13 protein-coding genes are annotated in these 12,550 nt (G+C 73.0%); 6 read left to right on the forward strand and 7 right to left on the reverse strand.

The window, feature by feature from the left end; genetic code table 11:
• Positions 1–213 precede the first annotated feature (213 nt).
• The gene (locus ABEA43_RS40890) at positions 214–354 is read left to right on the forward strand and encodes a hypothetical protein (RefSeq protein ID WP_345570687.1); all 141 of its coding nucleotides are present in this window, start codon (positions 214–216) and stop codon (positions 352–354) included.
• A gap of 11 nt (positions 355–365) precedes the next feature.
• Here ABEA43_RS40890 and ABEA43_RS40895 read toward each other — a convergent pair whose 3' ends face one another.
• Positions 366–956 (reverse strand): TetR/AcrR family transcriptional regulator, encoded by a 591-nt coding sequence (locus ABEA43_RS40895; RefSeq protein WP_345570689.1) that lies wholly within the window; start codon positions 954–956, stop codon positions 366–368.
• Between the two features lie 51 nt (positions 957–1,007).
• On the opposite strand from ABEA43_RS40895, the gene ABEA43_RS40900 reads away from it, so the two are divergent.
• Positions 1,008–1,787: an SDR family oxidoreductase gene (locus ABEA43_RS40900; RefSeq protein ID WP_345570690.1), complete on the forward strand. Its 780-nt coding sequence runs from the start codon at positions 1,008–1,010 to the stop codon at positions 1,785–1,787.
• 3 nt (positions 1,788–1,790) lie between these two features.
• On the opposite strand, the gene ABEA43_RS40905 is transcribed toward ABEA43_RS40900, so the two are convergent.
• Positions 1,791–2,294: an SET domain-containing protein gene (locus tag ABEA43_RS40905; RefSeq protein WP_345570691.1), complete on the reverse strand. Its 504-nt coding sequence runs from the start codon at positions 2,292–2,294 to the stop codon at positions 1,791–1,793.
• 28 nt (positions 2,295–2,322) lie between these two features.
• Positions 2,323–2,889, reverse strand: a complete 567-nt coding sequence (locus tag ABEA43_RS40910; protein ID WP_345570692.1) for a TetR/AcrR family transcriptional regulator — start codon at positions 2,887–2,889, stop codon at positions 2,323–2,325.
• Between the two features lie 100 nt (positions 2,890–2,989).
• On the opposite strand from ABEA43_RS40910, the gene ABEA43_RS40915 reads away from it, so the two are divergent.
• Positions 2,990–3,916, forward strand: a complete 927-nt coding sequence (locus ABEA43_RS40915) for an NmrA family NAD(P)-binding protein (protein ID WP_345570694.1) — start codon at positions 2,990–2,992, stop codon at positions 3,914–3,916.
• A gap of 440 nt (positions 3,917–4,356) precedes the next feature.
• Here the strand turns inward: ABEA43_RS40915 and ABEA43_RS40920 are convergent, their stop codons facing one another.
• Positions 4,357–5,388 carry a LacI family DNA-binding transcriptional regulator gene (locus tag ABEA43_RS40920; protein ID WP_345570695.1) on the reverse strand — a complete coding sequence of 344 codons (1,032 nt, stop codon included), beginning with the start codon at positions 5,386–5,388 and terminating at the stop codon, positions 4,357–4,359.
• 31 nt (positions 5,389–5,419) lie between these two features.
• Between ABEA43_RS40920 and ABEA43_RS40925 the strand changes: the two genes are divergently transcribed.
• Positions 5,420–6,706, forward strand: coding sequence for an MFS transporter (locus ABEA43_RS40925; RefSeq protein ID WP_345570697.1), 1,287 nt, complete (start codon positions 5,420–5,422; stop codon positions 6,704–6,706).
• Here the strand turns inward: ABEA43_RS40925 and ABEA43_RS40930 are convergent.
• On the reverse strand, positions 6,697–8,121 hold the full coding sequence (locus tag ABEA43_RS40930) for an MFS transporter (protein WP_345570699.1): 1,425 nt from the start codon (positions 8,119–8,121) through the stop codon (positions 6,697–6,699). The two genes, ABEA43_RS40925 and ABEA43_RS40930, sit on opposite strands and share 10 nt — an antisense overlap.
• Before the next feature lie 122 nt (positions 8,122–8,243).
• Here ABEA43_RS40930 and ABEA43_RS40935 point away from each other — a divergent pair, with 122 nt between their 5' ends.
• Positions 8,244–9,026 carry an AraC family transcriptional regulator gene (locus tag ABEA43_RS40935; protein WP_345570701.1) on the forward strand — a complete coding sequence of 261 codons (783 nt, stop codon included), beginning with the start codon at positions 8,244–8,246 and terminating at the stop codon, positions 9,024–9,026.
• Between the two features lie 130 nt (positions 9,027–9,156).
• Here the strand turns inward: ABEA43_RS40935 and ABEA43_RS40940 are convergent, their stop codons facing one another.
• Both ABEA43_RS40940 and ABEA43_RS40945 read right to left on the reverse strand, forming a co-directional pair.
• Positions 9,157–10,035: a MauE/DoxX family redox-associated membrane protein gene (locus ABEA43_RS40940; RefSeq protein ID WP_345570703.1), complete on the reverse strand. Its 879-nt coding sequence runs from the start codon at positions 10,033–10,035 to the stop codon at positions 9,157–9,159.
• Positions 10,032–11,945, reverse strand: a complete 1,914-nt coding sequence (locus ABEA43_RS40945) for an ABC transporter ATP-binding protein (RefSeq protein WP_345570704.1) — start codon at positions 11,943–11,945, stop codon at positions 10,032–10,034. The genes ABEA43_RS40940 and ABEA43_RS40945 overlap by 4 nt, the downstream gene beginning before the upstream one ends.
• Before the next feature lie 269 nt (positions 11,946–12,214).
• On the opposite strand from ABEA43_RS40945, the gene ABEA43_RS40950 reads away from it, so the two are divergent.
• Entirely contained in the window at positions 12,215–12,385 is a 171-nt protein-coding gene (locus tag ABEA43_RS40950) for an SflA family class IV lanthipeptide (RefSeq protein WP_345570706.1), read from the forward strand.
• The last annotated feature ends 165 nt before the right edge of the window (positions 12,386–12,550 follow it).

The raw sequence follows: 12,550 nt of genomic DNA on the forward strand, positions 1-12,550 counted from the left end.
GATCCGGTGCGCCTCAGGCGGCGGGCGCCCGGCCGGGCATCGGCCCTTCCAGGTCGTCCCGCACAGGGTGTGACGTGCGGCGTTGAGCGCCTCCGTCCGCTCGGTGGCGGTCATCCGGGCGCGCTCGGCGGCGGTGAGCGGCCTGCGTTCGCCGGACAGGCGCCGTGCAGCGGGGCCGATCAGCAACGCCCTTGCAGGGCGGCCGCATCGGGGGTGACGACCGGAATCCAGGCCGCCACCGGCCTCGTCGTCATCGGCGCGGATCTGCGGGGCGCGAACCTGCAGCATGTACAGGGCATGACCGAGCGGCAGATCCGTGCGGTTGCCAGGGTCGATGCGACGACGAAGTTCTGACCCCGGCGCGTTCAGAATGCGGTGTCGAAGGCCGAGGTCAGAGCCTGGCGCATGAGGGTGGGCAGGTCCGGCAGGCCGTCGTCCTCGGCCCAGCGGAGCAGGGCGACATGGGTGGCGGCCAGGCATGCGGCGGCCGTGCTGCGGACCCGGAATTCCAGGTCGGAGTCGGTGGCGCCGGCGCAGAGGGTGCCGACGATGGCGATCTCGGTGGCGTACTGGCTGTCCAGGTGGCGGGCTTGCAGGGCGGGCGTGGAGATCATCAGGCGCAGGCGCGCGAGCAGGAGGTCCCGGTCGGACTCGACGGCCGTGGTGGCGGTCCGCACCAGCGCCTGGGCGATCCGCCGACGGAGCGGCTCGTCCTGCCGCTGCGCCGCGAGGGCCGCCGCGGTCTCCCGGTCGTACTCGTCGTAGAGCACCAGGTCCTCTTTGGTCGCGAAGTGCCGGTACAGCGTCATCACCGACATCCCGGCCGCCTGGGCGACGTCGTTGATCGTGGTCGCGTCGTAGCCCCGCGCCATGAACAAGCGAATGGCGTGCGCCTGCAGTGTGCGCCGGGTCTCTGCCCTGCGCCGTTCGCGCAGGCTTGTCTGTTCCTCCACCACCTGATACAACCTATCACGTTGGTAGTCGTTAACAAGTTTGCGGGGTACGCAATGAGACTGACAGACAAGACCGCTCTGGTGACCGGAGCCTCACGCGGCATCGGGCGGGCGATCGCAGAACGGCTCGCCGCCGACGGGGCCCTGGTCGCCGTCCACTACGGGAGAGACGCGGCGGCGGCGCAGGAGACGGTCGAGCGGATCGAACGGGCCGGCGGGCGCGCCTTCCCGATCGGCGCGGACCTGGAGCTCGCGGGGGCCGCCGACGCGTTGTTCGCCGAGCTGGAGGCCGTCCTGGCGGGGCGGCGCCTGGACATCCTGGTCAACAACGCCGCGGCCGCCCCGGCCGGTCCGATCGAGACCGACACGGCCGCGGAGTTCGACCGGCTCTTCGCGGTGAACGTCAGGGCGCCCTACTTCGTCATCCAGCGCGCACTCCCGCTGCTGGCCGACGGCGGACGCATCATCAGCCTCTCCTCGGCCGTCACCCGGATCGCCAACCCCGCGCAGACCTCGTTCGCCATGACCAAGGGCGCGGTGGAGACCATGAGCCGCACCCTCGCCCTGGCTCTGGGCGAGCGCGGCATCACCGTGAACGTCGTCGCACCGGGCGCGACCATGACCGAGGCGAACGCGGCGCTGTTCCCCCCTGAGGCGGCGGCGTTCCTCGCCGGGCAGGCGGCGCTGGGGCGGGTCGGCCGGGCCGAGGACGTGGCCGACGTGGTGGCCCTCGTCGCCTCCGACGATGCCCGCTGGGTGACCGGGCAGGTACTGGACGCCAGCGGCGGGCTGCACCTCGGGGCGCGGGTGGCGCTGGCCGACAGCACCGGGTGAGAGCTACTCCTGATTCTCGATCCGCCGGAGCAGGGGCGGGCTCCAGTGGACGCCGTACACGGCCTGGAGAGGGGGCAGCCGCCAGTCGCCGCCGGTCACGGTGCGGCGGCAGAGCGGGCTGCCGCAGTGGCAGGCCATCGACCAGGATTCGACGCCGGTGTGGGTGGCGTAGTCGATGGTCAGCTCCTGACCTGGGCCGAGGTCGTGCCGGGCGACCACGGTGGTGGCGTCGTCGTGCCAGAGGCTGGGGTCGCAGGAGTGGTTGCCGTAGCGCACCGGGTGGGCGGGGTCGAGGAGCAGGTGCCGCCCTTCCTCGACGGTGAGGCTGCTGTAGGGCGGCACGAGCCGGGCCAGGGTCTCGTCGGTGATGACCTGCCCGCCGATCCGCATGACGACCTCGCCCTGGCGGATCTGTTCGACGGCGACCAGGCCGGTGCCGTGGATCGGGGAGGACCGGGGCCGGGCGCTCGGCGTGAGCCAGGAGTCCGTCGCGTAATTCGTGCTCATCGTGGTCGCCTTTCTCTGATCTCTGCGCTCACCCCTGGGGGCTGACTCCGGCTACGGCCAGGCCGAGCAGCCGGTCCGCCTCGGCGGCGGGGTCCGGGTGGTGCTCCGTGGCCAGGGCGATGCCGGTGATGAGCGTGAGCAGGTCAGCGATGCTCACGCCCGGCGCGAGCGCGCCGTCGTCCGCGGCGCGGCGCGCCAGCGGGTCGCCCGCCTCGGTGAGCTGCGCCGAGCAGCAGGCCTCGGACGCCGCGCCGGGCTCGGCCGCCTGCTCGCGGATCAGCGCCATGGCCAGCCCCCGGATGGTCGCGGCGTCCGCGGTGACGGCGCGCAGCCACTCCAGCAGCGCGGCCCGGGTGTCGGCCCTGCCGGTCAGGTCGCGGGCGTGGGCGCACAGGGTCTCGACCCGTTCGCGGAAGACCGCCTCCAGCAGGGCGCGGCGGCTGGGAAAGTGCCGGCGCACGGTGGCGGATCCGACGCCCGCGGTGCGGGCGATCTGCTCCAGGGACGCGTCGGCGCCGTACGTGGCGACCGCCTCCTCGGCCACGGCGAGCAGGCGTACGTAGTTGCGCCGGGCGTCCGCACGCTGGACGGACATCGCGTCACCTCCGTTTGCTAAGTGGCGGGGTCCGCCGTATCGTACCAAATCAGAAACGGCGGGGTCCGCCGTTTAATGTCCGCGCACTACAGGAGGCCTCATGTCCACCGATTCCGCACCTGTCCTGGTCACCGGCGCCACTGGACAGCAGGGAGGAGCCACCGCCCGCGCCCTGCTCGCGGCCGGCGTCCCCGTCCGGGCGCTGGTCCGCGACCCGGCAACCGACCGGGCGAAGGCAGTCGAGGCGCTCGGCGCCGAGCTGGTCACCGGCGACCTCCACGATCGCGGCTCCGTGACCAGGGCCGCGGAGGGAGCCCGGGCCGTCTTCTCGGTGCAGATGCCCGGGATGAAGGGAACCGCTTTCGACTTCGAAGGCGAGCTGACCCAGGCCGTCAACCTGGTCGAGGGCGCGCTGGCCGCGGGCGTGCCGCAGTTCGTGCACACCTCCGTCTCCGGAGCGGGGCGGCACGTCGAAGCTCCTGGCTGGGCAGAAGGCCGCTGGGCGCCGATGGAGCCCGTCTACGCCGCCAAGACCGGCGCTCAGGACCGGGTACGCGAGGCGGGCTTCACCCACTGGACGATCATCAAGCCGGGATTCTTCATGGAGAACTTCCTCCCGTCCGTGGCATATCTGCTCCCCCGCGGCGTCGAGGGTGGCATCGCGACCGTGCTCAAGCCCGGCACCCGGCTCTCTCTCATCGCGGTCAGGGACATCGGCACGGCGGCCGCCGCGGCCTTCGCCGCGCCTGAGCGGTTCCACGAGGTCGAGCTGGAGTTGGCCGGCGACTACCTGTCGATGACCGACATCGCCGACGTGCTCTCCCGCGCTCTGGGCACGGAGCTGACCGCGCCCGACATGACCACGGAGGAGGCGGTCGCCGCGGGAATGCCCGGGCCGGGCATCACTTCGCACGAATTCATCAACGTGACCGGTCAGCCCGCCCGCCCTGAGTTCGCGCGGGCCCTCGGCCTTCCGCTCACGACTTTCGAGGAATGGGCGCACGAGAACCTGCGGGCCACGGCCTGACCGTAGCGGCGTTCAGGAGGTTTTCGGACAGCCCTCGTACGCGTCCACGGCGTCGAAGGCTGCCGCGCTTGCCGTACAGGGGCGCGATGACGTCACGGGCCTTCCGTCCCGGCCGTAACGCCTTGGCCGAGGCGGCGACGGCCTTGCGCACCGCGCGGAGCTGCTCGCCGATGCGCTCTTCCGCATCTTCGCGCCGATGTACTCGATCATGACGGCCCGCTGCCGCAGGCCCTTCAGGTCCGGCGACCGCTTCTTGACCTCTGTCACCACGTCATTGCGCCAGACCAGGACGCCGACCTGGAAGGTCGTCAGGTCGAGACAGAAGGCGGAGGTCGCGGCAGGAGCCGGTGTCGCCGCAGGGGCCGAGCGGGCCACCCCAGTCGCCGGCACCGGCCTCCGCGCAGAGATCGGGCGGGCATCGCAGGCCGCGAGACCGCAGGTCAGCCGGGCTCCGGCCCGGAGGCGATGGTCCACGGGATCTCTTCGTCGTTCGGCTGGTCGGGCTTGAGGGCCAGGAGGGCGCAGCGGCGGCCCTGGTCTCGCAGCGGGTTCGTGACGGACGTGATGCCGAGCCGAAGGCCCGCCGGTGACGCGTCCCAGCCGAGGTAGGCGGCCGCCGGGTGCGTCTCCCGGAGGGCCTGGTGGGCCCCGGTGGCGAGTTCGTCGCTCATGGCGATGATCAGTGCGTCGGGGGTGAGCTGGGGGGCGAGCTCGCGCGCCGCCGAGAAGCCGTCTCCTTGCGTGTTGCGGGCCACGACCGCGATCGGCGTGCTCGTCCAGCTGAGCCCGGCCTGCTCGATGGCGGCGCGGTAGCCGCGCAGGCGGGCGTCGGTGACGGGGAACGGTGCGTGTGGCGGCAGGTTCGCGCCGGTCGTCATCATGCGCTCACGATCGCGATCGAGCGGGAACGAGATCACCACGGGCGTCCGGCCGTCGCGGAGCCCCTGGGCGGCGACCGCATGGGCGGCCCCGCAGTCGTCCTGGGTGACGCACGCGATCCCCTGCCGTGCGGGACCGCCCTGGATGACGGCGGGGCGGGGGTCGCCGGCGACCCCCGCCAGCACCGGATCGTCCTCGGCGGTGGTCCACAGCACGAAGCCGTCGACGGCCGCGGACAGCACCCGGTCGGCATCGTCGGCGTCGCCCCGGGTCGGGATGAAGGTGAGGCCCCGGCCTTCCTCGACGCAGACCTCCGCGACCCCGGCCAGGAACTGCGCCGCCTGGGGGTCGTCGAAGGCGTACGCCAGGTGCTCGCAGAAGACCACCCCGAGTTGCTGTGTACGGCCGGATTTCAGCGCCCGGCCGACGGCGTCGGGGTGATACCCCAGCTCGTCGGCCGCCCTGAGCACGCGGTCGCGGGTGGCGGGCGCGACCCGGGCCGGGCGGGTGAAGGCGTAGGAGGCGGTCATGGGTGACACCCCGGCACGAGCCGCCACGTCCTTCAGCGTCACGCGTCTGCGGTTGGTCGGCACGGGGCCATCTTATTTGTGTAGCGTTACACATATGTCAACTTCGATGTTCCGGGCGGCGCCGTTCCTTGGCTTCGCCGGATTCGGCGCCTTCTGGGGCGTGTGGGGCGCCACGCTCCCCCTGCTGCGAGACCAAGCCGGCGTGAGCGATGCGGAGTTCGGCGTCGCGCTGCTCTTCGTGGCCGCCGGAGCCCTGCCCGCCATGCTGCTGACCGGACGGCTCGTCGACGCGCTCGGGCTGCGTGTCGCCGGAGTGCTGCTCGCGCTGCTGGGCATCACCGGCCTCGTGCTCTCCGTCGTGTCGGTGAGCCATGCCGCGTTGTGCGCCGGCGCGCTCTTGACGGGGGCCGGTTCCGGAGCCGCTGATGTGGCGATCAACACGCTGGCGGCGACGGTCGAGCAGCGGACCGGGCGCCCGGTCGTGGCCCGTTCGCATGCGGCGTTCTCCGCCACGGTCGCGCTCTCCAGCCTGGGCGCCGGCGCGCTCGCCGCGATGGCCGGCAGCGTGCTGGTGAACTTCGCCGCGAGCGCCGTGGTCACCGTGGCACTCGGCGTGGCCGTCGTCGCCGCCACACGATCGGCCCCCGTCGGCGACGCCGCCACGCGCTCGACCCCCGCCAGCGTTGCCCCCACGCGCTCAGCCCCCGCCACACGCTCGGCACTCGCCGACGACGCCGTCGCGTCCGGGGGCCGGGTCGCGCAGGCGCGGGCCGGTCTCGGGTCGTGGCGGATCGCGCTGCTCGTGATCGGAGGGATCGGCGCGCTGGCGTTCGCGTCGGAGAACGCCTACCAGTCCTGGAGCGCCGTCCTGCTGACCGACGCGTTCGCGGCCGCGCCGCCGCTGGCCGCCCTGGCGCCGGCGGCGTTCGCCACGACGGCCGCCCTGTCCCGTGTCGTCGTCGCCACGATCACGTTGCGCCACCCGATCGCCACGCTGGCCGGCGGCAGTGTGATCGCCACGGCCGGCGGCCTCTTCACGGCGTTCGCACCGACGCTGCCGCTCGCGCTGGCAGGCGTCATCATCGCCGCCGCGGGCACGTCGGTGCTCTTTCCCACCTTGCTGTCCTACGGGCTCCGGCCGGTCCCCGACCGGTCACGGGGACGGGCCACGTCCGCCATCTCCACGGTCGCCTACCTCGGCTATCTCGTCGGCCCGGCCTACTTCGGCCTGCTCGCCGACGCCACCGGCGTGCAGAAGGCGTTCCTCGGCATCGCCGCGCTGACCGCCGCGCTCCTGGCGACGTTCCCGGCCCTGTCCGCACTCAAGCCGGCAAGGGCCCCGGCGAGAGACGTGACCGCGGCCCTGAGCGATCATCCCTGACGTGCTGGAGTCCGGTGAGCGGCGGAATCGGACGCGGCGGCCGGGCGACCGGTCCGGAGCAGGGCGGCGATGAGGACGGCGCCGAGGACGACGAGCGCGGCGGCGACGGTCAGCGCGAGCGAGAAGCCCTCCTGCGCCGTACGAAGGGCGCCCGCCGCCACGGTGACCAGCGCCGCCACCCCCACCGCCCCGCCGATCTGCTGCACGGAGCTGAACAAGGCCGAGCCGAGACCGGCGTCCTCCCCGGTGGCGCCCGTGAGCGCGGCCACCGCCAGGACCGGCAGGGTCAGCCCGCATCCCAGGCTCGTGACGAGCATGCCGGGCAGCACGCCCAACCCGTACGAGTCACCCGCCGCCACGCCGGACAGCAGCAGCAGCCCGGCCGAGCTGATCAGGAATGACAGGACCAGCGTCCAGCGCACTCCGATCCTCGTCATCATGCGGGCGGACAGCCGCATGCCCAGCAGGATTCCGGCGCCGTAGGGCAGGTAGGCGAGGCCGGCCTGGAGCGGGCCGTACCCGAGCACGGTCTGCAGGTGGATCATCAGCAGGAACGCCATCGCGTACATGGCCACGGAGAACAGCAGGGTCGCCCCGTTGGCGACGGCACGCGTCCGATCGGCCAGGAACGACATCGGCACCAGCGGCTCGGCCGCCCGCGACTCCGCCAGGACGAACCCGGCGGCCAGCACGGCGGCCAGGACAAGGGGACCGATGACGGCCGCGTCCGCCCAGCCCGATGCGCCGGCCTGCAGCAGGCCGTAGACCAGGGACACCACGGCGGCGGTGCCCAGCAGGGCGCCGGGCAGGTTCAGGCGCGCCCGGCGGGCGGCCCGGCTCTCGGCCACCAGGCGAGGCACCAGCGCGAGGGCCACCGCCGCCACGGGCAGGTTGATCAGGAAGATCCAGCGCCAGGAGACGAGGCCGGTCAGCACACCGGAGATCAGCAGGCCCGTGGTGCCGCCCAGCGCGGCGACGGCGCCCCAGATCCCCAGTGCTCGGGCGCGTTCCCCGGTGCCGGGGAACAACAGGGTGATCAGCGACAGCGCGGCGGGGCCGGCCATGGCCGCGCCCGCGCCCTGGACGAACCGCCCCGCCACGAGCTGCCAGGGCTGCTGGGCGAGCCCGCAGGCCAGACTCGCCAGGCCGAACAGCGCCACCCCGGCGAGGAAGACGCGGCGCCGGCCCAGCAGGTCGGCCGCGCGGCCGGCCGGCAGCAACAGCCCGCCGAACGCCAGGAAGTACGCGTTGACGACCCAGGCCGGCCCCGGGCCGCCGAAGCCCAGGTCCTCGCGGAGACTGGGCAGGGCGACGCTCACCACGGTGTCGTCCAGGATCAGCATGAACTGTACGAAGCACAGCACGACCAGCGCCGCCCGGCGGCGACCGGCGACCAGGCCGGGCACCGGCGTCACGACCGGCGTCCCGCCGACGAGGACTGCCTGTTCATCCAGCGAAAGGGATAGATCAGCACCCCGACGACGCTATTCGCCGACGAAGGTGGCCACAATCCGCGATGAGGCCAGACAATGTCGTCATGAGGACACGCGTGATCGAAGCCGGCGACACCGCGGTCCCGGCCGGGCCAGGAGTGATCGTGGTCGGGCGCTTCCCGCTGGCGTCAGGGCAGTGGATCTCCCCGCACAGCCACACGCACCACCAGCTGGCGTGGACGCGGAGCGGTGTGCTCAGCGTCGCCGTCGGCGACTCGTACTGGGTCCTGCCGCCCGCTCGGGCGCTGTGGTTGCCGGCGGGAGTCGTCCACCGGACGGGCGCGACCCGCGACGCCGTGCTGTGCGGTCTCTACTTCGACCCGGAGCGGTGCGCCCTGGACTGGGCGGAGCCCACCGCGGTCGGCGTAGACGGGCTCCTCGCCCAGCTCTTCGGCTACCTCGCCCGTGAGGAGCTCGCCGACGACGCGCGGCTGCGGGCCGAGGCGGTGGTGCTGGACCTGTTGCGGCCGTTGCCCGCGCTGCCGATCGACGTTCCGCTTCCGGTGGACGAACGCGTGCGCGCCGTGGCCGACGCCTTGCTCGCCGACCCCTCGGACTCCCGGAGCCTGGAGGCCCACGCGCGGTCCGCCGGGGTGAGCCGGCGTACCCTGACCCGGTTGTTCGTCCGTGACACGGGGATGAGCTTCGACCGCTGGCGCACCCACATGCGGTTGCGGGCCGCACTGCCGCTCCTCGCCGAAGGCCGGCCGGTGTCGCAGGCCGCGCACGCCGTGGGGTACGCGACCCCGAGCGCCTTCCTCGCCGCGTTCCGCCGGACGGTCGGCACCTCGCCAGGGCGCTACCTCAACGGAGACCTCGACGCCTGAGCCGAGGCGATGACGCCGCCGTCGACCAGCAGGTCGGTCCCGAAGATGAAGCTCGCCCCGGGGCCGATCCGGCGGGCGATGGCCGCCGGCATCCGGCCGCTGCTCGTCGCGGCAGCGCCGGCGGCCGGGTCTATCCCGTGATGCGGTCTGTGGCCAGGTCGATCAGCTCGGTCAGCCGTACGGGATCGGCCGCGCCGCCCGCCGCGAGGACGACTCCGTCCCGGCCGGTCAGCACCGCGTACGGCGGCCACGGGATGTCGTTGGCCTCGAAGACGCCGGGGTCGATGACCAGCGGCAGGTCCACACCATGTCCGTCGAGGTAGGCGCGGACTTCCTCCTCGCTCGCGGCGCCGACCAGGACGACGTCCATGCGGCTCGCGGCGGCGGCGAAGGCGGGCAGCATCGCCGAGCACAAGCCGCAGGACGGCGAGATCAGCGCGTACAGGACCGGGTGGCCGGCGGGCGGAGCCGACAGGACGAAGCGGTCGCCGGGCCGCGGGCCCGGCGCGGGCGGGGCGGATGAGCGGATGAGCGCCGGCGGCAGCAGGGCCGCCGCCAGGAGTAACGGCGCGAACAGCAGGTGCGCCGGACTGAACCCGGTTCCGCCCGCGACGGCGGCGAGCACCGCCAGGACCAGCAGCAGCCCGGTGCGCAGCAGCGTGCGCGGGCTGACCGCGTCGGCGTCGCCGCCGAAGCAGCCGCAGGCGACGCGCAGGCCGCGGCTGAGCACCGACGCCATCCCGGTGAGGAACGCGGCGAACAGCAGCCCGGCGAGCACCGCGCCCCACCGGCGGGCCGGCGGAGCGGCGAGCAGCCCGGCCGCGGCGACCTCCGCCGCGATCACGAGGTACGCGGCCGGCACGGTGAGGCGGCCGGGGAGCAGGCGGTAGCCCCCGATGGCGGCGGCGAAGGCCCGGACGTCACGTGCCTTGCCCACCACGGCGTACAGCAGCACCGCGATCAACGCCAGGTACGCGGACCCGGAAACGGCCGACGCCGGCTCGATCATGTGACCGGCTCGCGGGGAAGCGCCTCGTCGAGCCGGTAGGCGGCCGCCTGCAGGCCGTACAGCTCGGCGTAGACGCCGTCGCGGGCCATGAGCTCGGCGTGCGTGCCCTGCTCGGCGACGCGGCCCCGGTCCAGGACGTAGATGCGGTCGGCGTACCGGACGCTGGCCAGGCGGTGGGTGATCAGCACGATCGCCCGCCCTTCGGCGTGCTTGCGGATGCGCTCGAACAGGGTGTGCTCGGCCCGCGCGTCGAGGGCCGAGGTGGGCTCGTCGAAGATCACCAGCTCGGCGTCGCGGTAGAACCCGCGCGCCACCGCGATGCGCTGCCACTGCCCGCCCGACAGGTCGTGGCCGCCGCGGAAGCGCCGGTCGAGGAGGGAGTCGTACCCGAGGGGGAGCGCGGAGACCACCTCGTCGGCGCCGGCCGCGGCGGCGGCGTCCGCCAGGCGCTCCTCGTCGAGCGGGCCTCCCATGAGGATGTTCTCGCGTACGGTGAGCGGCCAGCGGGTGTGGTCCTGGGCGATCACCGAGACGAGCCGCCGCAGGTCGACGTCGGACAGGTCATGGCCGTCCCAGCGGATCGTCCCCGACTGCGGCCGGTACAGACCGGCCAGCACCTTGGCCAGCGTGGTCTTCCCCGAGCCGTTCTCGCCGACCAGCGCGATCACCTCGCCCCGGCCGGCCGTGACGCTGACCTCGCGCAGCGCGGGATGTCCCGCGCCCGGGTAGGTGAAGGTGATCCGGTCGGCGGCGAGCCGGCCGAGCCCGGCCGGCTCGGTGCCCGGGTCCGGCGGGATCCGGGTCCCGGCCAGCTCGCGGAAGGCCAGGTAGTCGCCGAAGTACAGCCCGGCCTCATAGAGGCGGTTGAGCGTCTGGATCAGGCCCGCGAGCGAGGACTGCCCGGTCCTGATCGCGAGTACGGCGGTGCCCGCCACGGCCAGCGGGATCACGCCGGCGGCCAGGAGCGCGGCGAGCGCGCCGTACACGGCGAGCGTGGCGCCGCCGGTCAGCAGGTCACCGGTGGCTTTGACGCCGGTACGGCGGCGCGCGACGTCGAGCTGGACGTCCTGTTCGAGGTCGGCGACCTTGGCGTACTCACCGAGCAGGAAGTCACGCAGCGCGAACGCGCGCACCTCGGCGGCCGGCAGGCGCTCGGCCATCAGATCGGAGAGCATGAACTTGCGCCGCCGCGCCGCCGACAGCCGGTAGAAGGCCTGGTAGCCGAGGCGGGCGGCGCGTACGGCCGCCCAGCCCGCGGGCACGGCGGTGATCAGCAGCAGCGGCATGAGAACCGGGTGGAGCACCCCCAGCGCCACCGTCGCGGACAGCACGCCGACCAGGCCCGTCAGCGCGGAGATCGTCGCCTCGACCACGTTCGCCGTGTCCGGCACGCCGCTGTCGCGGGCCCGGCGCATCGCGTTGTGGAAGTCGTCGTCGTCGAACGCCGCCAGCTCCACCCGCGTCGTCAGCTCGAACAGCCGCGTCTCCGCCAGCCTCTCGACCTGCGGCTTGAGCCTGGCCTGCGCCCAGCCCGCCGCGGCGAGCAGCGCGCCACGCAGCCCGGCCGCCACGGCCACCAGCGCCAGGGCGGGCAGCGCACCGCGTACCCGATCGGGGGTCGGCCCCGCGGCGAACAGCGAGCCCAGCACGTCCGAGGTCGCCATCAGCCCGTAGATCGTGAACACGCCGGCCAGGACGTTGCCCGCCAGGGCGACGACCGTGTCGGGCGCGCTCGCCTGCCAGGCCAGCCGCAGCGCGGCGGTCACCAGGGCGGGCAGCCGGCGGGCGATCTTGCGCAGACTCGCGGTCAGGAGCTCCTCGTCATGGCTCTCCCAGTACTGCGCCACCAGGCCCGCCTTGTCCACCGGCGGAGCGGGGGCCCGGCGCCGCAACCTTCCCCAAAACGTCATGCGATGGGCGTTAGGCGACAAATCACTATGACAAGCTAGATCACCCCTGCGGCCGTGTAAAGGTCAGGCAAGCGCATTCCGGTCTGTGCCGGACGGGCTACAGATCGGTTATAGACAGGCATCTTGATATATGCACATAATGCGTCCGTTTGGCTGTGACCACGAATCTGAGTCACGGTCAGGGCTTGGGTAACGGCGTCTACCAAGTGCCGTCTCTGGCCCGGGATCGACGATGGCCGCCCACCCGCGGCCACGGAAAGGAGCCCCCCATGTCCGTTCTGGCCCTGGAGCCCCGCGATGCGGGCGTACTCGACTTCGAAGACTTCGAGGTCGACTTCGAAGGTGAGCTGACCGCGCTGCTGCACGGCCCGCAGGCCTGCGTCAACACCTGCAAGCGCACGGTGTGCAGCAGCTTCCCCTGCTGCCCTTCCATCGTGTAATCCGGCAATAAGGGGCGTGCGGTTTCGCGGCTGCGAAACCGCCGCTTCGCCATGACCTGAAAAGGGCGTCACGTGCTATTGTGCCGCCCTTGTTTCGCACGGGTTACCGGAGTGGAGACATGGACGCGACCGCCGCCGTGAATGTGACCGGCATCCTTACCCGAT

The organism is Nonomuraea rosea (assembly GCF_039539705.1).
Lineage (GTDB): Bacteria > Actinomycetota > Actinomycetes > Streptosporangiales > Streptosporangiaceae > Nonomuraea > Nonomuraea rosea.